Raw genomic sequence first — 22,900 nt, forward strand, 5'->3', positions numbered from 1 at the left:
GCGCAACGGTTCAGACTTACTTTATATCAAATAAAATAAGACTTTATCATACATATTCTGACAGGGAGGAGGAGAGCCAAAGTGAAGAAAAAACAATCAATTTCGGTTAAAGGCGTTAAGTTTTTTCAAAAGCAGTTAGATTTATTAAAAGCTGAACAAGAACGTTCTCCTCTTCCTGCATCCTCGTTAGCTTTATATATACTTATGCATCACAAATGTGATGACCTGGGAAGAATTAAAGGCAAGGAATTCTCTCTATCGGATTTTCAGCAAAGCGGAATACCTTATACAACTTTACATACTGGCAAAATGGTATTGCTTGAAAGAGGGCTTATTCGTGAAGTCATTATTAATGACTTACCTTCCTTTGAGATCGTAGGATATAAAGAATTAAATTCACCTGAACATCGTATTGAAGGGGAAAAATTAAGCTATTTCCGTATTCCTTATGAATTATTAACAAAGCCCCTTCTTAAATGTTTAGTTTCAGCAAGAGAAGCTGCCGGCATTTTATTAGTATTGGACCTGTTCAATCGATTCACTCGTTTTATCGGGAAAAACCAAGCAGAGGCAATGCAGGCATCGTTTACCTATACAATGAAATCTTTACAAGACAAGACGAAAAAAACCGCTTTAAAGATCAGACACATCATTAATTTGATACGGGATTTTTTCTCATTTGAAGCTTGTGATTATAAAGAGAGAAGGCCGAATAAAGAGCGGGTTGCTGTAACTAAGAAGAATGTAATTCAGATTGTTATTAAAAAGTTCAAGGTATGTATTAACCCTGATTTATTGCTTATCGAAGAAGACGAACATGCAACTAAAACATTAGAAGCCGCTTTCCGTAAAGAATTAACTGTCAAACTAGAGAATGCCGGGATATCCTACCATTCGAAAGAATTGCGTGATATGCTGACAGCTGTTAAACAAGAAGTCATTAACGTTATGCAGTTTTCAACCCAGCAGACATTTAAGGAGAGGAAACATTTTATTCGAAACGTATTCTCCTCCGCTTTAGATAGCTTAATTGACTATTACCAGTTAAAGTCAATGGAAAACAGCAATTTCACTTTTGGCAACATAGGATCTTTCATGAGAAAGAGCTTAAGAAGCTCCATGCAATCGTTAGTTGTTGTTGAGCTAGATCCTGGTGATCGAATAGAAATTGCCTCTGGTTATTACGAACGATACCAAAAATACCCAGTTGTATTTTCAAATTGAATAGAACTTCAGCCATGTGAAAAAATCGAGGGTTCACATGGCTTTTTGGGTTTTAACCCTTTTATCATTTATTATAATTTTTCAAGCTAACGGGCCGGTATTCATGTTCAATTTCATGAATACCGGTCTTTTTGTTGTATCCAAAGATAATAATGCCACATTTCTAATCCCGAACGTACTAAGATTCCTTTAATCTCAATTACGAGTAATCTTTTGTGGATTCGTGGATATTTGGAGATTCAATATGTGAGTTATGAGGATTATTGGTACATTAAGTTGTGTAAATATGGATAGTTCTTTACTGTATTCGTGGAAACTGGTGTTAATTCGATTCTTTCAGATGCTAAAGAGGGGACAAGCCCTACTCCGCCAATACACTACACTACTGAAGATATGCTCTATATTTTAATAATTGAGCTTTTTTATTTTTACAACTTGTTACTTTTTATATCCCTAAATTGAATGAAATACTGTATGTACATGTTTTTTTACAAAAAAACGACCATTCCTAATTAAATGATCGCTTTTCAATAATATTTAAGATTTCTGGGTAGAAATTTTTTCATCTACACGCTTCTCAATCTGTTGAAGTTGTTCAGAATCCTTTAATAACTCCTGCTTGTTTTGTTCAATTAATGCCAACATGGTAGCCTTGTGTGATTTCCTCATAAAAATTCCTCCTTTTCTTTTAATATAATCTCAATATATAGAGTTGTCGAAAAACAAGAGTCAATTTATTAGTTCCTTTATAACTGTTATCTGCCAATTTAAGTAAACTATAAAGAAGAACAGTAGGCTAAAAATCACATATATTCCTTCAGTTATTTTTTTATTTGAATATTAAAGGTATCTGTTAATAAATTGAAGAAAATCAACTGTATTAATAATAGATTGATTTTTCTAAAAAATATAAATTTTGTTAAAATATTACATAGATTCCGGAATCTAAAAAAAGGAGATTGAACATGAAAAAAATACTAGTCACTTTAATGTTAATCTCGCAATTTCTAGTAATATCAGCGTGTGGTAATGGTGCTGATACAGGTAAAGGTGGATCGTATCAGATTTTGGCTGTTTCAGAAAGTGGTGATTTTTGGTCCTTGGATTCTAATGAAGACCCTGAAAGTTATGAACAGGATAAGTTGATTGTCACTATTAATAAGAAGACAGAACCCGATGAAACCCCAGGTAATGGCCAATCAAATTATTATGACGAGGGGACCAAAATTTATAGTGTGAAAGGAGCCGAAGGTTTAGCCATGGCGATAGAACCTTCGGGTGAAAAAAGTATTTTAAGAAGAGAAGATAACTGATAAATTGAAAGCCTGCATTTAGGTAAGGAGATGAATTCATGAAAAAGATGTTCACTATTTTTACAATGTTCATTATACTTTTAGTCTCCGCTTCTCCTAGTTTTGCTCATGACCTTCCAGGAGGTGGAGGCGAAACATGGGGATGGAAATATGTTGGCTCCCACTGGCCATCAACTACTACTACCTATTTTGAAGCTACTTCAGATACATGGGAGAGTAGGTTCAAAAATGGAGAGGCAAAATTTGAGAGTGAGACCGGCAATAGGTTTTCACTTATTGAACGGACCTCATCTGACACGAGTAATTTTATAGAATCATATAGCTGCTCCTCATGCACTTGGGTAGCAAGACGAACATTTACATCTATCTCAGCTGATCACCCAACACGATGGAGAATTCAATTTAATAGTGCAAAGTCCGCTAATTCTTGGACTACAGTTGCAGCTCATGAAATTGGGCATGTATATGGATTAGCTGACCTTTATGAGTCTTACAATGATGAAAGACTTATGTATGGTTATGATAACGGAACACGCTACCTTGATGTTTTAGAAAAAGACGGCCTAGATTATGTTTACAATGTCTACTAATAAGGACGGTGCCTAACAATGAAAAAAAAGTCGTATTTGATTACATTCTCCTTCTTGATTTGTGCAGCACTGTTGGTATTCAACTTAAATATGGAAAAGGGTAACGCTGGGGAACAAGACCTATCCGAAGAACAATTAGCAGCAAATAAGGTAAAAGAGTTAAATGATCGTGTTGCTGCCGGTGAGGAAAAGATTATTGATGATTCCGCATCTTTTCCAGCATTAACCGAAGAGGAACTCTATAAGCAATCCGATTTAATTGTGGTTGGAAAAGTTAAAAAAACAGTGAAAGAGTATAATATCCACACAGACATCCCATTCAGTGAGTTTGAATTTCAAGTAAAAGAATATATAAAATTAAATAATGAGTACAAAGATAATAAACTAATCGTCACTCAAGATGGCAACTCAGAGATTTCATTTGATAAACATCCTCTTCTTGAATCAAATAAAGACTATATTCTGTTTTTAAATGTTCATAAAGAAGGAAATGAAACTAAATTGATTATGGTAGGTGGACCCAACGGTAAATTTGAAATTGAAAATGAAAAGGTTAGCACCTACGGTAGTCTACAAGAACTTAAAGGGAAAGAGTTAAATCAATTTATAAAAGAGTCAAAGGTTAAGGCAAGTAAACAATAATTCTTCTCTAATAAGTAGAAGAGAACATTTTAACCCCCCTTATTTTTTTATTTAAGGGGGTTAGTTGTTTTTATGAGTTATATTAGCTTACCCAGTTTTCAAAACTCGGTATTCTTAGTTTACCATTGCTTGTTAAATTTCTATATTTCACTCTGCATGGGAGAGGATTAATAAATATAATGTCACCTTTGTCTGCTATTCGGTTATTGTGAGTATATTGATAAAATTTTCTTCGCTCAATTGGAGGCATAAACTCCATGACTCCAGCAGATTCTTTATTATCAAATTGCAACAGGAGGCCGAATTTCTTTTTTGTATAACCAACAATATTGATCGTGGTGTATTTATAATTGATGACCTTTAAAACTTCTTTTGACCTCCGGCCGATAAGATAAGGGGCATCTGCCTTTTTTTGAACTATCCCCTCAAGATCATGCTGCTTTATTAATTCAAAGTATGCCTTTGCATTGCCGCTCAGCCATTTCACTTTTGTTACCAGCTCAGAATCAGTAGGTAGGAGTTCTTCTAATAGCTGTTTTCGTTCCAGAAGTGGCAAATGCGTGACCTTCTTATCACCAACATAAATCACATCAAATATAGCAAACTGAACTTGATAGGGGGCTTTTACACTTTTAAATCGGCTCATCATCGCTTCGAAATCGGGTTTGCCATCTATACCAGGTACAATCAACTCCCCATCGTATACGCCATCTGGAAGTTGGACAGATGCAATCTCTGGGAACAAGGAGGTAACCTCATTTCTTATCAAGACCAAATTTTTAAAAATACCTATAATACATTAGTTTCATATATTTGACATGTATAATATATAAAACAGCTTAGATTTTCATATGTATTTGTTAAAGCACAGATGCTATTAACTATCTACCTCCATTAAAATGTCATAAAAACCATTTTAATCTTACAATAATGGTTTTCAGATCAAACTTACTTACTCAACTAAGGGGGGCAAAGTATACAAAAAGGACTTATGAAAATATACTCAGTATAAAAGAGCCCATTTCTCAATAAACAGTTAAGAAATGGGCTTTTATTGTGAGATTTTCTTTACATGTTTCTTATTATGTTAATCTAGAATTTCATCATATGGTATTTTTTGGTTTGCAGGTTTTGAAAGATTATTCAATTCAACGATTAAATAGTCACCTTCAATAAATTTTGATCCTGGTTTGATATTTTGTTTAACTATATATCCATTTCCAACCGTATTTATTTTGAGGTTAGCTGCCTTAGTTACCTTTAAAACATCCCTTAAGGACCATTTAGACATATCTGGCATTTTTAACTTCCCATCTCCTTTAATTATGACTCTTTCTCCATTAAGCATGTTAAAGGTGCTATCAGGTACTTGAGTAATAATCTTTTTCCCTTCACCGATTACAATGGGTTTAAATCCTTCTTCTTCAAGTCTTTTCTGTGCATCAACTACTGACATTCCAGTAACATCAGGAGTCTTACTTGATTGTGTTTTCTTTTTTTGAGATGGCTCTATATTTAAATATTGAAGACTGCTTTTCATAACCGGTTTGAAAATTTCCGAAACAGGCTCCGCACCATTTGTATTTAAATCTATATTAGGCTGCTGAACTGCTACATAAATAATCAATTCAGGATCATCTTTAGGTGCCATTCCTAAAAATGAAAAAATGTAGTTTTTATGGCCTTTTAAATATCGACCACTTTTGGGATCAGGAATCTGGGCAGTTCCAGTCTTACCAGCAACCTCATACCCTTCAATATTATAACGGTTATAACCTGTTCCTTCTTCTGCGGTAACAACAGTTCCTAGTATATCTCGTGTTTGTTTGGCAGTATCAGCCGATATTGGATTGCCAACTACTTTCGGCTTCGATTTCTTTACAACCTCATTCTTATTGGTATCAATAATTTTACTTATAACATAAGGTTGCATCATACTACCATCATTCGCAATTGCCGTAGCAGCTTGAATTTGCTGGATGGGAGTAAAAGCCGAACCCTGTCCAAATCCAGTTGTTACCTTTTCCAATGGCCATTCGTAAAGTATTTTGCCACTTGTCTCATTTGGTAAATCAATTCCTGTAGATTGATTAAAACCAAACTTCGATAGATACTCTTTAAACACTTCAAATCCAAGTTGTTCTTTAACAATTTTAGCAAACGCTACATTGGAAGAACGTTGGACACCTTCTAAATAACTTATTGTTCCCCAGCCTCTTCCACCATTATGATCCTTTACAGGGCTTGAATTTTCGGTGACTTTATAACTTCCAGATTGGAAACTTCCACTTGAGTTAAATACACCTTCTTCAATAGCTGAAGCAAGAGTGAAAATCTTCATTGTTGAACCAGGCTCAAATGAATTTTCAATGGCTTCATTATGCCAACTTTCATTAATTCCTTCCTTCGTTTTGGGATGGAATGATGGTCTTTGAGCCATTGCAAGAATTTCACCTGTTTTTGGATCGGCAACTATTGCAATTATTTTTTCTGGTGTATATTTTTTGTCCACTTTATTTAACGAGTCTTCCAAAAATGTTTGAATCTTTTTATCGATTGTTAGATATACATCCTGTCCATTTTTCGCAGGTTTTACTAAACCCTTGCCATTTGGCAATAAATCTCCCCAAACATCACTTTCATAGCTAAATGATCCGTTCTGTCCTGTAAGAGCTTCATTTAAGCTTTTTTCAATCCCTAACATACCGATAGCGTCTGTTTTATCCTCACTATTTTCCTTTTTTTCGACATATCCTACTAAGTGTGAAGCAAATTTTCCATTCGGATAAAAGCGCTGTGAGTCCTGAATAAATGTTATTCCTGGTAGCCTTAATTCTTCAATATTCCTTTTAGTCTGAAGGGAAAGGTCTCTACCCGCCTTTCCGAATTCAACTTGGAAAGGTACTCCCTTTTTCGTTTTTTTGGTAAGTATTCTATGGATCTCTGATTCTTCTAAATCAATCAATTTTGCCAGTTTCTTTGCTGTGAGTTCTGGATTAACCACATGCATAGGCTTTTTTTTATTTTTAGTTACTTTCTTATTTAAGATGGCAACTAGCTTATAAGAATTTGTATCCTCAGCTATTACATCACCATTACGAGTGTAAATAGTTCCCCGTTTTGCTTCAATTACCTTTTCTTTCTCATATAAGCTTTGAGCTCTGGCTGCAAGGTCTACACCTAATATCTCACCTGTCATTTGTATTGAAATTAGTCTGAATAATAGTATTAAAAACAGGAGGCAAAATACCACAAACAAAATTGTTGCTCCAAAATTTATATTAGCTTGTTTTCTCTGCATGCTTTTTATATCTCCATTTTGTTTCCCTTTTGTATTTTTTAATACACATTAAGCATCCTCCTGTATTGGAATTTTCCTGTGTGTCAGCATCCATAATTTTACCATATTAATCCACATTGTACTTATCTGAATTCAGACAATGACGAAGAAAGTTAGCTATAAGGGTGACAGTATTTTAATGTCGATAGCATTTAGTGAAATTAATTTTTGTAAAAACCAACAATAAACTTAACCTCTGGTGGTTTTTGAAACATTTACAAGGAAGCCGTCGTCAAAGTTGTAAGAAGCAAAATTAAGGAGGAAACATGGAGGTTTTGGAAACAACTAATCCAAGTGATATAAATATTGAAATCCTAGTAAATAAGTATGGCAAGGATATAAAAAAACTTGCGTATATGTATGTTAAGGACTGGGGAAAGGCGGAAGATATTACCCAAGAGGTATTTATTATTTGTTATAAAAAATTGCACCTCTTTCGTGGAGATTCCTCATACAAAACTTGGCTATACAAAATAACTGTAAATAAATGCAAAGATGAGTTAAAAAGAAAGAGTTTTTGGCAATTTCGATTGGCAGAGAAATTAAAAGATCACGTGCCTAAAAGTGAACGATCAACAGAGGAGCAAGTTATAACTAAAAGTGAAGACCAAGAACTTTCTGACAATGTTCTTTCTCTTCCAATAAAATATAGGGAAGTTATTATTCTGTTTTATTATGAGGGACTGAAAATAAAGGAAATACATGAATTAACCGGTTTAAATATAGACACTATTAAAACAAGATTAAGCAGGTCAAAAGGATTGCTACGTAAAATGTATGAAGGGAGTGAGGTTAATGGAAGATAAATTGAAACATCTTAGAGAAAGTATGGATAAGACTGTGTTTAAAGATACATCACTCGAATCATATGAACGAACAAAAATTTTAAACGGATTAAATAGAAATGAAAGAAAAGTACATTTTAATTTAAATTCCATACTTTCATTTGCAGTATGCACTTTTTTGTTCATTGGAATAGGAGCATTTGTTTTTAATGAAGTAAAGGACAGAGAAAACAATAAACCACAAAGTAACACTGCTTTAGATACAAGTAAAGAGGAAAAACATCAAGTACAGAACGAAGATCAACTTGAAACAAAAAGCATTAAACCTTATTACCCATATATTGTCTTGGATGGATATTACTATAAAAAAACCAATGAAGTAATACAACCTGAAGGTCTAGGTGAACAAATTGCGGAAGTGAAAAGGATAGGTGATTGGGAATTTAAGAAGTCCGGGGACTCAAACGAAATCCCACCAGGTCCAATCTATTCTGTTAAAGGAAAAGATACTAAAGAATATATCGCTGGAAAAGGAATTATTTATAAAGAAGGTAAAAATCAAGCTGGATACATTGTTTTTAAGAAGGAAGAACTCGTCGAACAACCCAAGAAAGAATCTATACTAAATTCTAAAGGCGACTTAGAAGAAGTTCAAATCGCTTTCGGAAACATTATAGAGAAAGTGGAAGATCTTCATCATTTCATTGGTATTGAGAAGAGAGTTAATCTATATGCCGCTGACTATTTGCCCGAAAACGGACCGGGTGTAGATTTAGTTTATAATGTTCCGGAAGCTAATATAAAGGATAATGAACAAAATATTGATGGAATGTTATTTATCCGCGAATACCAGAAAGATTTACCACCTCCCAACTCTCGATTTCTTCCACAAAATGGGTGGAATCGAATAAAAAATGGGAATGAGGTAATAAGGCAGAAAGAATTTATACCGCCTTCTCTAATAAAGTCTTTTGAAATAAACGGTATTTCATGGGGGTACTATGAGGATAAAACTCATCAAGATTTTATTTTAAGAGGTGAGAGAAATAATATGTATTTTGAAGTAGTTACACAAGGTGATTTTTCTTTTGAGAAGCTCAAGGAACTCTTGAAGAAGTTTAAACAAGTAAGATGATTATATATTAGAGTTACTAGTATGTTAAAGAACGAACTTCAAGAGCACGATTATATAATATGCTAATACTAAAAGGATTGGAGGTATTATTATTAGGTTTATAATTAAATTTGGTGTTTCCTCTTTGTTACTTTTATTTTCTACGTTTGTTTCTTGGTATGAGGGAAGTGAAATACTAAATCGTTCATTTGAGTGGAGATATTCAACACCTTTCAGCCACTTTTTATATGGAGAAGTAAATAAACCAAGCGATATATCACAATTAGATTACTTTGTTTATGCAGCTAAATTCCAACCCGGTTTCCCTATTATTATGTTTTTGAGCAGTTTATATATGTTAATCCTTATTGGGTATTATATTTTCCAAGAAGAGAAAAAGGGGTTAGCCTACTATCTAACCTTTTTAGGGAGTGGAATACTTATATTGAGCTATATTACTTCTAATTCTTCAACAGCTGGTGGACAAATAATATATTACCTTTTCTTAATGGGGGGTGTATCTTGTATAGTAATTGCTCTAACGAACTATTATCATATTATAAACCGACTTCGGGAAAAAATTATAAGCTAAAAGTGGAGCAATCAAGCGCTTTCCTGAAAAACAAGGAACAGCGCTTTTTCAATTTTTCCATTACTGTAACTAGGTAGATAGGAGATTTTCTTCCTTACATCTGCTTGTATATCTCCCCATAGGCAACTTTTAATTGACTTCTTAACTCTTTGTTGTCGGCCTCTAGTTTCTTAATCCTCCGCTTTAAGGATTCAATGATTGCTTCTTTGCTTTCTTCCTTTATTTCTCTCTTTAATTGTTTTTTCAACCCCACCTTGCCACGTTCTTGCTCTCTTAAAGCTTCAATCCTTTCACGGATCTCCTTGTTGTTATACAAGGTCGCTTTAGCTACTCCTGCCTCTTTAGAAACACTATTAAAATTAATACTGTTATATGCTTTTAAGAGCCTTTTTATGGCTTCATCGACTTTTTTGCTGGTTTCAGCTTTACGGATAGAATGCACCTGTTTTAAATGCTCCTGGAGATTGAATTTAGCCATTAGCCATATCCTTCTTTCTGTTCATCCGGTCTAAACGACCAAAAATAAAATTACCCTCGTTAATTATGTTTAAGATATTCTGATACCTTTCCAAGTTTCTTTCATTCTTCTCAGCAATCTCGGCCCTGCCATGACTCTTCAAAATATCAATTGTTTTAGAGGCGGTCTTTATCAGCAATTCATACTTTTGTTTGTCTAACTCAGAGAATCCTATAGCTAAATCTTTACATGGGCGTCCACCATTACATGTTAAACATGGGGGCTCCTCAGAATAAGGGCAATTTCCGTTTATCCTTGCGTGGCAGCTTCCGTATGGGTTATCTATGGCATTTAACTTATGGTCACGCCACAACATTTCAAGAACATCGGAAGGTACTTCTTCATCAGGAGTAATTTGTTTCACCTCGCCATTATAATTGAAACTGAATAGACCTTGTTTCATGGCTTCTTCAAATACTCTACGCTTTGTTCCATCTAATAACTTGGCGTATCTTACCGTCATTTCTGGTGAAGCATGTGCTAAAAGCTCCTGCACAGTAAGAATATCAGCTCCACTGTTTAACATTTTTACAGCGTAAGTATGTCTGAATTGATGAATCCTAAAGTGATATATTTCACCATGCTCGTCTACTATTTTTTTTTCTTTGGCGAGTTTGTTTAACTCTTCTCTTATCCAACCGTTAGAATATGGCCGTCCTTTTCTAATACCTCTATGTCTAAAGAAAATATAATTATTGGGGTTGTTCTCTTCGTTACTTAGTCCTTTAGATTTATCAATTAGGACTGCTAGAATATTAGCCAAATCATCATCAATTGGTATTGAGTGATCGGAAACATTAGTTTTGCTGATATCCGTAACTATTTGGTACTTATCGTTTATTTTAATTAAGCTATTATGATTTAATCTCAAAGCATCAGATACCCTAAGACCTGTTTTGAATGCAATCCATATTATTGGTTGGACTTCTTCATGAAGAGAGTTGATATTCTCAAACAGCTGTTCTAAAACAGAATCGGGTATATAGTTTATTCTATCTGAACGCCTCTTATATTTAGGTTTATCCTCCGGAAATATTAAAACCCTTATGTCTTTTTCGGGTGCAAGATCGGGTGCAATCTCTTGGAGTCCTTGTAGGTACACTTTAATATGTGTTACAGCTTTTATAATATGATGCCTACCATTTGTTATTCGGTAATTTTGTTTAACAGTGTTGTTGAGCAAATCAAGATACTTTTTTATATGATGTCTGCTTAATTTAGTTAAATCATCCCAATCGCTCTCCACTGAGAATATAAAATCCAGAAAAACAGGGATATCATTCAAATAATTTCTTGCAGATCCCCAAGATAAATCACTTGATAATAATCGCTGCTTAAAATACTGTTTAGTAACTTCACGAAATCTTGTATACCTTATTTTTGTGAAGTCCATAGTTGTATGGCTTCCGGCTTGATTATAATAAAGTCCGTATATACGATGTAGATTCTTCGCTTCCCAAACGTCCTTTTCCCACTCGTCCCTAAAATCTATCAACTTATTAAATTCGGTTAATAAATTTAGTAAGTATTTACCCAAGGGCGACTTTATTAAGTGTCCATTACGCTTATCGACATACTGAGTCGCTATTCCTTGGCTTTCTAACCAAAACAACCACTCTCGATTAATCTTATCTGTGTCTAATTCGGTTAGAGAGTTTAAATTAGGGCACTTTTCCTTGAAAAAACGTTTTAAAATTTGAATATTATTTGATTGTCCTACACAAAGAGTACTCATGGACCATTCATCCGCAAATATCTTCTTATGCACGAAAAATTTTATTTCTAGATTAATCAATTCATTTTCAAATGAGAAGTATATATACTTTCTGTTAAAAGTTGGGTTCTGCAACTGAACTTCAAAGTTAGGGATAGTTTTTAAAAATTCAATTTCCCATCTATTGTTGTCGAAGAAATAGCTATCCTTGATATTTACTATTTCCAAATCACCATTTTCATTTATATATCGAGACTGGAAAGAAGATAATTGATTCTTCATATATTCATGTATATTTGTAGTAATTAATGCCGGGTTGTTCATTCTCTGTTTTCCCCTTTATTGTTCTTATCGTAAATTCGAAAAGCGTATTGGGCTTTCTCCCAATTATTCTGAATTTCTTCTATAGATGGATGAAGATATAAATCTATCGTTGTCTGTATATTGCGATGCCCCAATCTTTCCTGTACCTGTTTAATATCTCCGGTTTGTTTATAAAATAATGTTGCGTGTGTATGCCTAAGAAGGTGAGGATGAACGGATATATTGCTCTTTTTCCTAAGTCTCTTAAAAAGAGCTGAAACATCATGATAATCCATTGGTTTTCCAGTATTATCACCGCGAATTTTTATAAACACGAATCCGTTTTCATAACCCATTTCATCAATTATTTCATAGAGGTAATCATCGAAAAGATCCATTAATTCCTGGGATATGAATATCTCTCTTTCACCTGTTTTCAGTCTTGCTCCATTCTGTAATTCTCCACGTTCTACTAAACGGATCTTATGTCCATTTTTAAAATCATATACAAAATCCTCTAGATATAATGAAAGCAATTCTCCTATCCTCAATCCTGTTTCAAATAATGTTTGCAAGAGTAACCTGTCCCTGATATTATTAGTCGCGTTTATTAATTCCCCAACTTCCTCTTTGGTCAATGTCTTAATCTTTCTTTTCCCTCTTTTGATTTTCAAGATGTTTTTATGTAATGACTTTTTTCTATTAACATGGTACAAAAAATCTTTATAGTGCCTATGCCCTCTATTAAAGACCTCTTGCATTATATTATCTGCAATAGCTTTATCAATTTCCTCATTTCTGTAAAGGTAGTTATAAAAGTTTGTAACAACCGTAATTGTTAAATTGATAGTTCCCTCAGTTTTTCTTGCTGCAGTTTCAGATATTGGTGTTGTCTTTATACATGCATATGGATTTCTAAGCATCCCCACAAAATCAACTAAGTCTTCCAGCTTAATATATTTATAGTCAATGTTCTTCTTTTTTAAAAAGGTAAAGTACTGTTTTAAAGCATAGCAGTAAGTCTTTTGAGTATTCGGACTTTTACCTGTTGAATCCAAGTATTTTATGTATTTCAATACAGGAAGAATGGGTATAGCATCGTCGTCAATTAGCATATACCTTTTACTGCAATCTTCTAAAATAACCTCTTGAACTCTCATAGATTTCACCCCACATAATTTGAACAAAGTAGACATACTTATTTAAATCTAATTTATCCTTCTAATATATAAAAAAAAGAGAATCAATGAACATATAATGAACATTGTATCCTCTAAAAATTATAATATAGTTAATCGTTATTATGGCGGGTATATAAACGGGTAATGCCATTAAGTTTTGTATATAGTAAGCGGATCCCATCCAGCTTCAGCTCGGTAATCCACTTTTCATCATCAAATGGAAGATTTTCTGGTGCTTTATGCAGCAACATTAAAGATACAAACATACTTTCACCTCTAATCCCATTTTACATCAGCATGATGATAAACGAAGGAGGTACTTAGAGGGATACAAAGAAATTTGTACTAGTATTACCATTAAATTTTGTTTAAAGTAAGTTAATCCATTTCGTTTTAAATAATTTGTACAAGGACCTGAAAGAGTCCCTCCTGCATCCCTCCTTTTTCTATATTGTGGCTAAAAACAACCATATAAGGGTTCTTTATTTAAATGATAGTCCTTCCAGGTACCTAGATATATTACTTTCTTTTCTTGTACAGACATACACTAAAAGCCTATTATGAATAAGAACTTCTTTTTATTTTTTTAAAGTTATTGTTTACTTTTCTCTAACTAATTCGTCTTATGTTTGATGGGAAAGGGGGCAGAGATGTTTGAGGAAGAACAAGCAAAGACTTTAAACAGCGAATTAAATGTCGTTTATAAATATCTAAGAAAGCATGGTATTTCACATGTCGATGCTCAAGATATTGTCCAAGAGACTGCTTTTAAATTTCTGTCCTATTCAGACTCTATAAAATCCCAGAACATTAGAGGGTGGCTCATTCGAGTGGCCTTAAATTTTCATCATGATCAATATCGAAAGAAAAAAAGAATAAAACTTGGATTTAATGATGAACACTTAAAATTATTATCAAATGATTTGCCTGAAGACCTTTTACTTGGAAATGAAAAAAAAGAAGAAATACGGACAACATTAGATCGACTTAATCCCCTTTATAAAGAATTGATTTTGCTTAAATATTATTGGGATTTAAAGTATAAAGATATTTCAATTTTGCTTGATATGAAAATAGATACTGTGAAAACAAACTTATATCGGGCCCGGAACCAATTCATTAAGTTTTATAAGGAGGTTAAAGAATGAGCGATAAAAATCCAAGAGATATGGCACATGAAAATAGTGAGCAAAGTGAACCTTTTGAGGAAATTGACTTTACAAGCAGCCCATCTGTTCAAAAAGTTTTTAAGAAAACCAGGAGGAGACAAACCTTTAAATATGTCTTTATTGCGTTCCTTACTACCGCAATTGTAATTACTGCTGTAATATTTGGGAGCCAGGCCATTCTAAACAATAAGATAAATGAACATCAACAAAAATCACTAAAAGAAACAGTGTCCGGCGCAAATGTTCATAGGAGTGAATCATATTATTTTCATGATATGTTTAGTGTTACTGAAGAAACTAAATATCGTAAGCAACTTGGCGATCGCTATATAATTTGGGATAAAAAAACGAAGAGGATCCCGTTAATCGGAAAGATAGAAACAGTTAGCCAAGGAAGTGGGATGACAGGAATAAACACGTTGGATAAAGAAGCTAAAAGAACAGTCCGTTATAATGACTTCAATAACGAAAGAGAAATAGAATTTTATTACCCTGATGTTTCTTATAGTCACATTCCTAATGAACTGGATGTAGCCCTGGGGTTGGATAACAACAAACTTATTGAAATTGCTATTTCCTTTAATCAACCAATGACTTTAGATCAACTCAGTAAACAGCTAGGCTACAAGAATGTTAATTGGTTATGGGTCGATACCACATCCCATTCAAAGAAAGAAGAAATAAATAAAATAAAGGTTGCAACTGTTAAAACCAAATGGGGTGAAGACGCTTTCGGTATTGATGTGTCAGGGACTTCCCCCTACACAACAGAAACCGGGCAAGTATTTTTAAGTACCATGGAGGAACTTAGCAATTCAAATTCCACAATTAAAAAGGCATTAAATACTATTAGAGAAAATACAAAAAACTCTAATGGAGAGTTGTTGATAAGTGGTGCAGTATTTACCGGAACTCCAGAGGAATTGGAACGCTTAAAAGGACTGAAATTAATAAGAGCATCTGTGCTGGGAGCAACAATAGATAAATATTAAGCAATAATCAAACCTTCTGAATGGCACAATTTACACACTTCACTCCCGTCTTTTAGACGGGATTATTTTAATATTCTAACTGCGTGTTATATTTAACTGAATATTCTTTGAAAAAGCTAATACATGGTAAAATATTACCTATAGGAATCTTGGTACTGGGTTTGTATGATCTATTAAAAATCTATAAAACCTTTTCAAAGGAAAAAATGGAGGGAATTCAATGTCTAAAGATGATATTAAAAGTCAGAAACAAAAGAAGGCTCAAACTGTATATAGAAAACTTACACAACAGAATAAACCAGAAAAGAATAAGAACAAGTGGGGGATATACGATGTAGTTATTGTTTTATTATTTATACTAATTCTATTATTAAATAAAATTTTTGATATTTAGGAATCATACCTTGAATGGGTATTGATCTTTTTTTAGCCCGCTTTTTACCTCTCTAATTAAGTGCTCCCTCTCTAATTTATTATTAGTCCTTCAATTTCAATATTTTAATAAAGGATTAATTCTTAGTTCCTCATTAGGTAAAACACATCTCAAATCTGTAATTACCTTATACCTCATTTATTAATATTTCTAAATCTGATCTAGCTAAATATCTTGTCAAAAAAATTAAAATTTCAAATCTTTTCAATTTTTATGGAAATAATAACATAAAATTGTTATTATTTTACATAGGGTTGGCCAACCTTTCTCTTTATCTATAAATCTGATATAACCTCGTATTCTACTATTAATGACTAGGATTATATCTAAAAAAAGGAGCTATACCAAAAATGAGAAAATCCCTAATATCTTTATTAGCTATCTCAACTTTTACAATGGGAGGATTAGCTGTAAGCGCTGAAGAAATTGATTCTTCAAATAGTGATATTGCAAATGCCGAAGTGATAGAGGTTTATGATGAATTAGATTTAGCTTCAGCCAAAAATCTCAAAGAGTATACTGAAACTGAAAATGTTAATGATGGACTAAATACCCAATCAGGATTTGTAGAAGAAACGATTACCGTTAAGGAATCACTTATACCACTGAAGGAAAATTCATCACAGTTTACTACCTTTGGTGCTGGAGAATGGGATTATATTACCTCTGACACTATTAATACGGGGGCTTCTAAGATAGTTAGTTCAAATGGTGGGGATTTTTTGTTTATTGTTGATCAACCTTCCGTTGGTCCTGGCTTCACATGGATGTATAAAATCATGGAAGATGATGGGGCTGTAGGTGATGATACGGTGGGCACAGTTACCTTAAACAACACTGGAACTCCACAAGAGATAATTGTTAACGCTAGAAATTATGTAGACGGTGATAATAAAAAAGCAGAGTTTTATATAATCAAAATGACAGTTCCTACAAGATCTGTAGATGTGGACTTTTATGATTAATTGAATAAGTAATAAGGCTAATTCGATTTTACTAATTCATCAAATAGTACATAAATAATGTCCTCCTTTCATTTCTTGAGAGGTGGACATTATTTATGTAGAAAAAAGGCTTTACCTAAAACAATTGTTATAGTACCTTCTAACATTGCTGTTACGGATAAAGAAGCAATAAAAGAAGATGATTTATTTTCCTAATAATTGAATATTGTAGGTACATTCTATGAGGTGATATTTTGAAAAAAATTACATACTTAATAGGCGGAATAGTACTTGGTATTATAATTTCGTATTTTACTCTAGATTATACTGGTTGGATTTTTTACGAAATGGATGATAAAGGGAATACAGCCAAGACCTCAAACGAACTGGATTTTGATTTACTTACAAATTCGTTTTTAATCATATTAGCGTGTACATTACTAATATATATAGCTGGGACATTAATAGATAAATATAGAAAAAAAATTTGTTCTAATAACTGTCTAACCGGTTCAATAAAAAGAGCAGGCTTGGCCGATGACCTAAAAGGGGAGTTTTAAGAGCAAACTTTATCTGGATTAAAAAAATGATACTCTATTTTGAAAGTTATGCTATAATATCTATATATTTCTATTTATTTCTTCTTTTTCCATCCAAGCGGAAGGAATCTACGGGTTAACAAAAAGCACTCCTTGAAGTGATCAAAAGTATCTGTTTTGTTGTGATACTAATTGATGACTTGAAGGAGTGCTCTTTTTTTTGTGCTCAAGCCCTGTGTAGAGGAGGAACTTTTTAAGGAGGAGGAGATTGTTTATGGCTAGAATCAGCAGCGAAACAATCGAAGCAGTGAATTCAGCAGGGATTTTGGATTTAGCTTATGCGTTGGGGAATAACCCTAAACGTATAGGGAAGCAATACCAAATTCCTTGCCCTAACCCTGGCCACTTAGCAAGAGTCAGTGACAACACGTACATTGAGCCAAACAAGAATTTATTTAAGTGTTTTGCTTGTGAGGCAAGCGGTTCGAGTGCATTCAATTATTATTTTTGGAATGAGTTCGGTAGAGCTTATGACAAGAATAATAAGGAAGACAAGAAGACATTTCCTAAAGTGATTGAGGCAATCGCTGGTTTACTAGGAATTCCAATTGTCTATGACGATGGAAGTACCGTTCAAACCAAAAGAAAGCCATACGTTCGCCCTCAAACAAAAGAGCTGGAACCTTTAAATGATGACATTTGCGATAAGGTATATCGTGCCTTTTTATCCTTATGTCCGATCAGAAAGGAACATGCGATTGAGTGGATGCAGAAACGAAAATATACAAAGGAAGATATCATAGCCTTGGGTTTTCGTTCTATTCCCTCTGGTGAAGAATTGATGCCAATTTTGCATAAGTTGATTTTAAAAGGATATCCATTAGCCCGGGTCCCAGGCTTCGTTCAGCGGTTAATTCCTGAATCAGTTGGCAGCCAGTATCCGAAGGAGCTAGTGGAGCCTGATAAGGAAGGTAGAGGATATTGGGTTTGGACGATCTCTGCCGGGAAAGGCGGATACTTCATTCCTGTTCGGGACCGCCAGGGAAGAATAGCGCGAATGCGTATTCGTCGCGATGTTGGGAATCCCAAGTATATTTGGTTCTCTTCTACTGACAATACTGCAACGGAAAAAGAGAAATACCAAATTCGCCGTAATGGTGCTGCAAGTGGAGCCCCGCTTCATATAGCTCCTCCCGTCTCTCAGGTTAAGATTTGGGAAGTCGGGAATGATCTTTCCGAGGTCTATAATGTCAAAGTTATTATCGGAACAGAAGGGGAGCACAAGTCTCAGCTTGCAGCAAACATTCTAAAATCAACGATTGTGGGGATTCCAGGCGTAGGTAACTTTGCCCCGCTCATTCCATTGCTGAAGGATTGGGGAACCAAAAAGTTTATCTTAGCGTACGATATGGACACTCTCAAACGTGAGGATGACTCAATTAAAGCCCAGAAGAAGCAGCAATTATTATTCGATAAAGTAGCCCAGTTGGCTACTGAGGTAAAGAATTTAGGCATTGATTGTTATCTTTGGACATGGGATATCAAAGACGGCAAAGGCCTGGATGATCTTCTTCAAAATGGAAAGTTGCCAATGGAAATTGACTTCAAAACGAAGGCAAGAAAATTGGTAAACTTAAAGAAACTACATTTAGTTTCTTAATAGGAGGAAGAGTCATGCAAAGCTTTACTGCCGTTGGAAGACTTACAAAGGAGCCAAACCTAGTATATTCAGGGGATAAAGCTCGATGTGAAATGGTGTTAGCCGTGGAAGATAGAGAAAGAAATCGGACAGATTTTTTTCCTACAGTTGCTTGGCATCAGCAAGCCGTTAACTGTGCCAACTATCTTGTAAAAGGACAAGAAGTGGCGATTATCGGAAAATGGCGATCATCGAATTATACGAAGAACGGACAGCCTATGACCAGGCTGGAAGTGGAAATAGAATCTATTAAATTCTTACAGGCGCCTAAGGCGAGGTAAATAAAAAGGAGAGTTGATTCTGATGATGAATCGAGTTGTACTTGTTGGACGTTTAACGAAGGATCCGGATTTGCGTTATACACCAAATGGGGTGCCGGTTGCAAGCTTCACACTTGCTGTAAATCGTACCTTTACAAATCAGCAAGGGGAGCGGGAAGCAGACTTTATTAATTGTGTAGTTTGGAGAAAGCCTGCAGAAAACGTAGCGAATTTCCTAAAAAAAGGAAGTCTTGCGGGTGTTGACGGACGTATCCAGAGTCGCAGCTATGAGGGTCAGGATGGAAAACGTGTGTTTGTAACGGAAGTCCAAGCTGAAAGTGTGCAATTCCTTGAACCGAAAAATTCCGGCAGCAGAGGAGATAACAGTTCTTCTGGAGGTCAGGATTTCCCGTTCGGAAATAATAAAAGTCAAGGCCCGGATAACCAAAATCAAGGTGGCTATACTCGAGTGGACAAAGATTCATTTGCTAATGATGGACAAATTGACATTTCAGATGACGACCTGCCATTTTGACTTGAGATAAATGAGGGAAGAGAGGGAAATACTATTTCCTCTCTTTTTTATAAAGAATTCTAGTAAATCCAAAATAAACCCATTAACTTTTTGAGGAGGAAGTATTATGAAATTTGAAATTCAAAAGGAAGTATTAATTCATGCTGTAGGAGTGGTGATTAAAGCCATTTCACCAAAAGTTTCTGTACCGATTTTGTCTGGTCTTAAAATAACTGCTACAAGTAACGAGATTATTTTTGTCGGCAGCAATAACGATATATCCATTCAAAAAACTGTCCCATTAGAAAAAAATGGGGATGAAAAAGCAAAGGTTCATGAAGAGGGCAGCGTGGTCTTAAACGCAAGATTCCTTAATGAACTAGTTAGGAAAGTTCCAAAGGATGACATAACTTTCACTGTAGAAAAGAATAATGTCACAAAGATTAAGTCAGGTAAATCGGTATTCTCCTTAAATGGTTTCCCAGCTGAGGAATATCCTAAATTACCTGAAATTGAAGGAGAGGCAGATTTCACTTTATCTGCAGGTGATTTAAACTCAATCGTAAAGCAAACTGCATTCGCAGCTGCTACATCTGAATTAAGGCCGATTCTTACAGGAATTAACCTTAATTTGAAAGATGGATTGAAAGCCATAGTGACAGATTCGCATCGTCTGGCCATCAAGGAACTCAAATTAGCCGGTGAAGACAGGAATGTTACTATACCTGCCAAAGCATTAATCGAGCTATCAAAAGTGTTTGAGGACCAAGAGGAGCAAGTAGAAGTGATTCTTAAAGATACACAAGCATTATTTAAGTCTCACAACCTACTGTTCTATTCTCGCCTCCTGGATGGCAACTTCCCACAAGTATCTAAGTTATTGCCAACAACATTCAATACTACATTGAAAGTTGACAGAAAGGGTTTAAGTGCAGCATTGAATCGTTGTGCTTTAATTGAATCAAAGAACAAGGTAGTTGTTCTAGAAGTAAAGGACAAGCAGGCTGTTTTAACGGTCTCTTCTCCAGAGGTTGGGCAAATAGAAGAATATCTTGAAGACTTTGAGATTGAAGGAAAGGATATCAAAATTGCCTTTTCCTATAAATTTACTCAAGATGCTTTAAGTGCCTTTGAAGATGAAAAAGTCCAGTTTCAATTTGTTGAAGCTCTTAGACCTTTTATCATTAAAGGAGAGAAATGCGATTCAGTAACACAACTGGTGTTACCAGTTAGAACATAAATAAAAAGAATCCTAGCGGAATTGCTAGGATTCTTTATTCAATAAGCAACTTCTGCACCTTACATGGGTTTCCCCAATCACAGTTTGCCACTTTCTTCACTCCTTTTATATATATATTACCGCGTTAATTTCACTGGAGAAATTGTATTTAATAGTTCTTCCTTAATTTTTACTTTTATTGATGATACTGCTATAGAAAAATTAGGGGAGTCTATTACTTTATCTAACTCATCAATATTTATGTCAAATGTTTCGATGGGATTGCTTAAGTTATAGATCCACATTTCCTCCTTAAAGTTACGTACCAAGTAGATGGAATACTGATCCCCATATGCCTTAGCTTTTTTTAATTCATTAAGCGTGATGTGAATAGTACTACCATTTTTCTGAACTGTTTTGACTTCAATTCTTTTAAGTATCACTCGGTCTGATTTTTTCCTTCCTGACTTATAAATTTCTATGTCATAGCCTTCTTTATCCGCAGGTTTTAATAAATGACAATCTGGAAATTCTCTTTCAAGGTAATTCCACACAACTTTTTCCCCAGCTAATCCATTAAGCTCTTTTATCTTCCATAGAGGGTCACTTTTGACTTGAACATCAGCTAAATTTAAGTTGATGTAGTATTTCTTAATTGTGTCTTCATTAATTAAATTGATGGTACGTAATTGATAGTAGGGTGACGTAGGAATTTTATTATTCATTACCTTATTTATATTAAAACGTTCAATAATTTTATCGTAATGCTTATTCGATAGTTTTCCAGCATGTTGGTATTCGAGCATAGCAAAGTATAGCATTCCAGAAAATCTAACAGCATTAGGAGTTAACTCTTTATTTATTCTTTTTAATGCCTGACCTATCTTTTCTTCGCCAACAGTTTTAGTTTCGTTAGCATTCGTATTAATCTTTTTTAAGATATACCCGTGTTCTATTCCAATATATTTTCTTTTGCCATTATCACTTAAATACTCTAATTGACTTTTTGATTCTTCAATAAATGCCAATAGCTCTTCAGGAATATTTCTTATATATTTATTCCTGCTGCTTATGTATAAGGTTGCGGAAGGATGATCAACATCTAAATATTTTAGACAGCAAATCTCTTTAGGATTTAAACCCTCAAATAATAAGAGGAGGATTATTTTATTCTCCAGATTGTTACAATGATGTTGAAGGAAATACTCTATTTCATCTTTCGTATAAAAAAGATCTGAAGCAAAGGACAGGTAAAAGTCATTGTTTAACTGTTTTAGAATTTGCTCATCTAAAACTATGAAGTTATTTTCCATAGCCCAGGCTATATATCTTCTTATCAATGATCCCCAATTATGAATTGCTGCTGGCTTTCCTCCAATATCATTTAAAATTAACTGAATTTCCTCTATATCAAAATCATAAAGATCCTTTTCAAATAAAAATTCATATTCTCCAATGGTTCCAAGTCGAGATAAATAGTTTCTATAAGTTCCTTGGTTATCAAATTGATCTAGAAATTCTCTCTTTATGGGTTCCTGAAAAAGAGAATGATATTTTTTTGGTTTTCCTCTTGCCATCGCCAACCGCCTTTCCATAACTACTTATAGTTATATTTTACCATGATTTTACATTGGTTCGTTTGTTATTAATTTTTCAATATGATATAATTTATCTATATTACCAATTCATGTTAAGTTCCGCTCAGGCGAGAGGAACTTCCTTTAAAACCAAAACGCTTTTATTTATGCGAACAATTATTAAATCTGCTTTGGCAGCTTTTATTGTTGGTGTAAATAAGGGCGTTTTTTTTTGCTCT

Annotated in this window: 23 protein-coding genes and 1 pseudogene; 16 read left to right on the forward strand and 8 right to left on the reverse strand. The window is 34.2% G+C overall.

The window, feature by feature from the left end; all coding sequences use genetic code 11:
• Positions 1 to 81: 81 nt before the first annotated feature.
• Positions 82 to 1,224, forward strand: a complete 1,143-nt coding sequence (locus JI665_RS18980; protein ID WP_071159934.1) for a hypothetical protein — start codon at positions 82 to 84, stop codon at positions 1,222 to 1,224.
• 537 nt (positions 1,225 to 1,761) lie between these two features.
• Here the strand turns inward: JI665_RS18980 and JI665_RS18985 are convergent.
• The gene (locus JI665_RS18985; RefSeq protein WP_139266907.1) at positions 1,762 to 1,893 is read right to left on the reverse strand and encodes an FbpB family small basic protein; all 132 of its coding nucleotides are present in this window, start codon (positions 1,891 to 1,893) and stop codon (positions 1,762 to 1,764) included.
• 296 nt (positions 1,894 to 2,189) lie between these two features.
• Between JI665_RS18985 and JI665_RS18990 the strand changes: the two genes are divergently transcribed.
• From JI665_RS18990 to JI665_RS19000, 3 genes are read left to right on the forward strand one after another with little or no spacing between them, the layout of a single operon-like run.
• Positions 2,190 to 2,537, forward strand: coding sequence for a hypothetical protein (locus JI665_RS18990; RefSeq protein ID WP_071159936.1), 348 nt, complete (start codon positions 2,190 to 2,192; stop codon positions 2,535 to 2,537).
• 38 nt (positions 2,538 to 2,575) lie between these two features.
• Positions 2,576 to 3,127 carry a matrixin family metalloprotease gene (locus JI665_RS18995; protein WP_035332088.1) on the forward strand — a complete coding sequence of 184 codons (552 nt, stop codon included), beginning with the start codon at positions 2,576 to 2,578 and terminating at the stop codon, positions 3,125 to 3,127.
• Between the two features lie 18 nt (positions 3,128 to 3,145).
• Positions 3,146 to 3,769: a hypothetical protein gene (locus JI665_RS19000; RefSeq protein WP_071159938.1), complete on the forward strand. Its 624-nt coding sequence runs from the start codon at positions 3,146 to 3,148 to the stop codon at positions 3,767 to 3,769.
• 82 nt (positions 3,770 to 3,851) lie between these two features.
• On the opposite strand, the gene JI665_RS19005 is transcribed toward JI665_RS19000, so the two are convergent.
• Together JI665_RS19005 and JI665_RS19010 are read right to left on the reverse strand one after the other, a co-directional pair.
• The gene (locus tag JI665_RS19005; RefSeq protein ID WP_206842840.1) at positions 3,852 to 4,514 is read right to left on the reverse strand and encodes an ATP-dependent DNA ligase; all 663 of its coding nucleotides are present in this window, start codon (positions 4,512 to 4,514) and stop codon (positions 3,852 to 3,854) included.
• A 342-nt stretch (positions 4,515 to 4,856) separates the two neighbouring features.
• A complete protein-coding gene (locus JI665_RS19010) occupies positions 4,857 to 7,070 on the reverse strand; it encodes a penicillin-binding protein (protein WP_206842842.1) in 2,214 nt (737 codons plus the stop codon).
• A 305-nt stretch (positions 7,071 to 7,375) separates the two neighbouring features.
• Between JI665_RS19010 and JI665_RS19015 the strand changes: the two genes are divergently transcribed.
• The 3 genes from JI665_RS19015 (at position 7,376) to JI665_RS19025 (ending at position 9,600) form a co-directional block, all read left to right on the forward strand.
• Positions 7,376 to 7,915: a sigma-70 family RNA polymerase sigma factor gene (locus JI665_RS19015; protein ID WP_071159941.1), complete on the forward strand. Its 540-nt coding sequence runs from the start codon at positions 7,376 to 7,378 to the stop codon at positions 7,913 to 7,915.
• Positions 7,905 to 9,029: a hypothetical protein gene (locus tag JI665_RS19020; RefSeq protein WP_071159943.1), complete on the forward strand. Its 1,125-nt coding sequence runs from the start codon at positions 7,905 to 7,907 to the stop codon at positions 9,027 to 9,029. Before JI665_RS19015 ends, JI665_RS19020 begins: the two co-directional genes overlap by 11 nt.
• A gap of 103 nt (positions 9,030 to 9,132) precedes the next feature.
• Positions 9,133 to 9,600: a YjdJ family protein gene (locus JI665_RS19025; protein ID WP_276328298.1), complete on the forward strand. Its 468-nt coding sequence runs from the start codon at positions 9,133 to 9,135 to the stop codon at positions 9,598 to 9,600.
• A 94-nt stretch (positions 9,601 to 9,694) separates the two neighbouring features.
• Here the strand turns inward: JI665_RS19025 and JI665_RS19030 are convergent, their stop codons facing one another.
• The 4 genes and pseudogenes from JI665_RS19030 to JI665_RS19045 form a co-directional block, all read right to left on the reverse strand.
• Complete coding sequence (locus JI665_RS19030) at positions 9,695 to 10,078, reverse strand: DUF6262 family protein (protein WP_071159946.1); 384 nt, start codon at positions 10,076 to 10,078, stop codon at positions 9,695 to 9,697.
• The gene (locus tag JI665_RS19035) at positions 10,071 to 12,155 is read right to left on the reverse strand and encodes a tyrosine-type recombinase/integrase (RefSeq protein WP_071159948.1); all 2,085 of its coding nucleotides are present in this window, start codon (positions 12,153 to 12,155) and stop codon (positions 10,071 to 10,073) included. Before JI665_RS19035 ends, JI665_RS19030 begins: the two co-directional genes overlap by 8 nt.
• The gene (locus JI665_RS19040; protein WP_071159950.1) at positions 12,152 to 13,294 is read right to left on the reverse strand and encodes a tyrosine-type recombinase/integrase; all 1,143 of its coding nucleotides are present in this window, start codon (positions 13,292 to 13,294) and stop codon (positions 12,152 to 12,154) included. The genes JI665_RS19035 and JI665_RS19040 overlap by 4 nt, the downstream gene beginning before the upstream one ends.
• A 134-nt stretch (positions 13,295 to 13,428) precedes the next feature.
• Positions 13,429 to 13,581 (reverse strand): annotated as a pseudogene (locus tag JI665_RS19045) (ATP-dependent DNA ligase); the annotation flags it as partial.
• Positions 13,582 to 13,965: 384 nt separating this feature from the next.
• On the opposite strand from JI665_RS19045, the gene JI665_RS19050 reads away from it, so the two are divergent.
• From JI665_RS19050 to dnaN, 9 genes are all read left to right on the forward strand, one after another.
• Positions 13,966 to 14,463 (forward strand): RNA polymerase sigma factor, encoded by a 498-nt coding sequence (locus JI665_RS19050; protein ID WP_071159952.1) that lies wholly within the window; start codon positions 13,966 to 13,968, stop codon positions 14,461 to 14,463.
• Positions 14,460 to 15,476, forward strand: a complete 1,017-nt coding sequence (locus JI665_RS19055; RefSeq protein WP_083390583.1) for an anti sigma factor C-terminal domain-containing protein — start codon at positions 14,460 to 14,462, stop codon at positions 15,474 to 15,476. The genes JI665_RS19050 and JI665_RS19055 overlap by 4 nt, the downstream gene beginning before the upstream one ends.
• A gap of 220 nt (positions 15,477 to 15,696) precedes the next feature.
• Positions 15,697 to 15,870 carry a hypothetical protein gene (locus JI665_RS19060; protein WP_175502235.1) on the forward strand — a complete coding sequence of 58 codons (174 nt, stop codon included), beginning with the start codon at positions 15,697 to 15,699 and terminating at the stop codon, positions 15,868 to 15,870.
• 389 nt (positions 15,871 to 16,259) lie between these two features.
• Positions 16,260 to 16,874 carry a hypothetical protein gene (locus tag JI665_RS19065; RefSeq protein WP_071159954.1) on the forward strand — a complete coding sequence of 205 codons (615 nt, stop codon included), beginning with the start codon at positions 16,260 to 16,262 and terminating at the stop codon, positions 16,872 to 16,874.
• 233 nt (positions 16,875 to 17,107) lie between these two features.
• Positions 17,108 to 17,413: a hypothetical protein gene (locus tag JI665_RS19070; RefSeq protein ID WP_071159956.1), complete on the forward strand. Its 306-nt coding sequence runs from the start codon at positions 17,108 to 17,110 to the stop codon at positions 17,411 to 17,413.
• Between the two features lie 253 nt (positions 17,414 to 17,666).
• Positions 17,667 to 19,052 (forward strand): DNA primase, encoded by a 1,386-nt coding sequence (locus JI665_RS28665; RefSeq protein ID WP_244671254.1) that lies wholly within the window; start codon positions 17,667 to 17,669, stop codon positions 19,050 to 19,052.
• Positions 19,053 to 19,066: 14 nt separating this feature from the next.
• The gene (locus tag JI665_RS19080) at positions 19,067 to 19,372 is read left to right on the forward strand and encodes a single-stranded DNA-binding protein (protein WP_071159962.1); all 306 of its coding nucleotides are present in this window, start codon (positions 19,067 to 19,069) and stop codon (positions 19,370 to 19,372) included.
• 22 nt (positions 19,373 to 19,394) lie between these two features.
• Entirely contained in the window at positions 19,395 to 19,886 is a 492-nt protein-coding gene (gene ssb / locus JI665_RS19085; protein ID WP_206842844.1) for a single-stranded DNA-binding protein, read from the forward strand.
• Positions 19,887 to 19,992: 106 nt separating this feature from the next.
• Positions 19,993 to 21,105: a DNA polymerase III subunit beta gene (dnaN, locus tag JI665_RS19090; protein WP_206842846.1), complete on the forward strand. Its 1,113-nt coding sequence runs from the start codon at positions 19,993 to 19,995 to the stop codon at positions 21,103 to 21,105.
• Between the two features lie 116 nt (positions 21,106 to 21,221).
• Here dnaN and JI665_RS19095 read toward each other — a convergent pair whose 3' ends face one another.
• The gene (locus JI665_RS19095; protein ID WP_206842854.1) at positions 21,222 to 22,661 is read right to left on the reverse strand and encodes a protein NO VEIN domain-containing protein; all 1,440 of its coding nucleotides are present in this window, start codon (positions 22,659 to 22,661) and stop codon (positions 21,222 to 21,224) included.
• Positions 22,662 to 22,900: the final 239 nt, after the last annotated feature.

It is taken from the genome of Bacillus sp. NTK034, from assembly GCF_017303275.1.
GTDB lineage: Bacteria > Bacillota > Bacilli > Bacillales > Cytobacillaceae > Cytobacillus.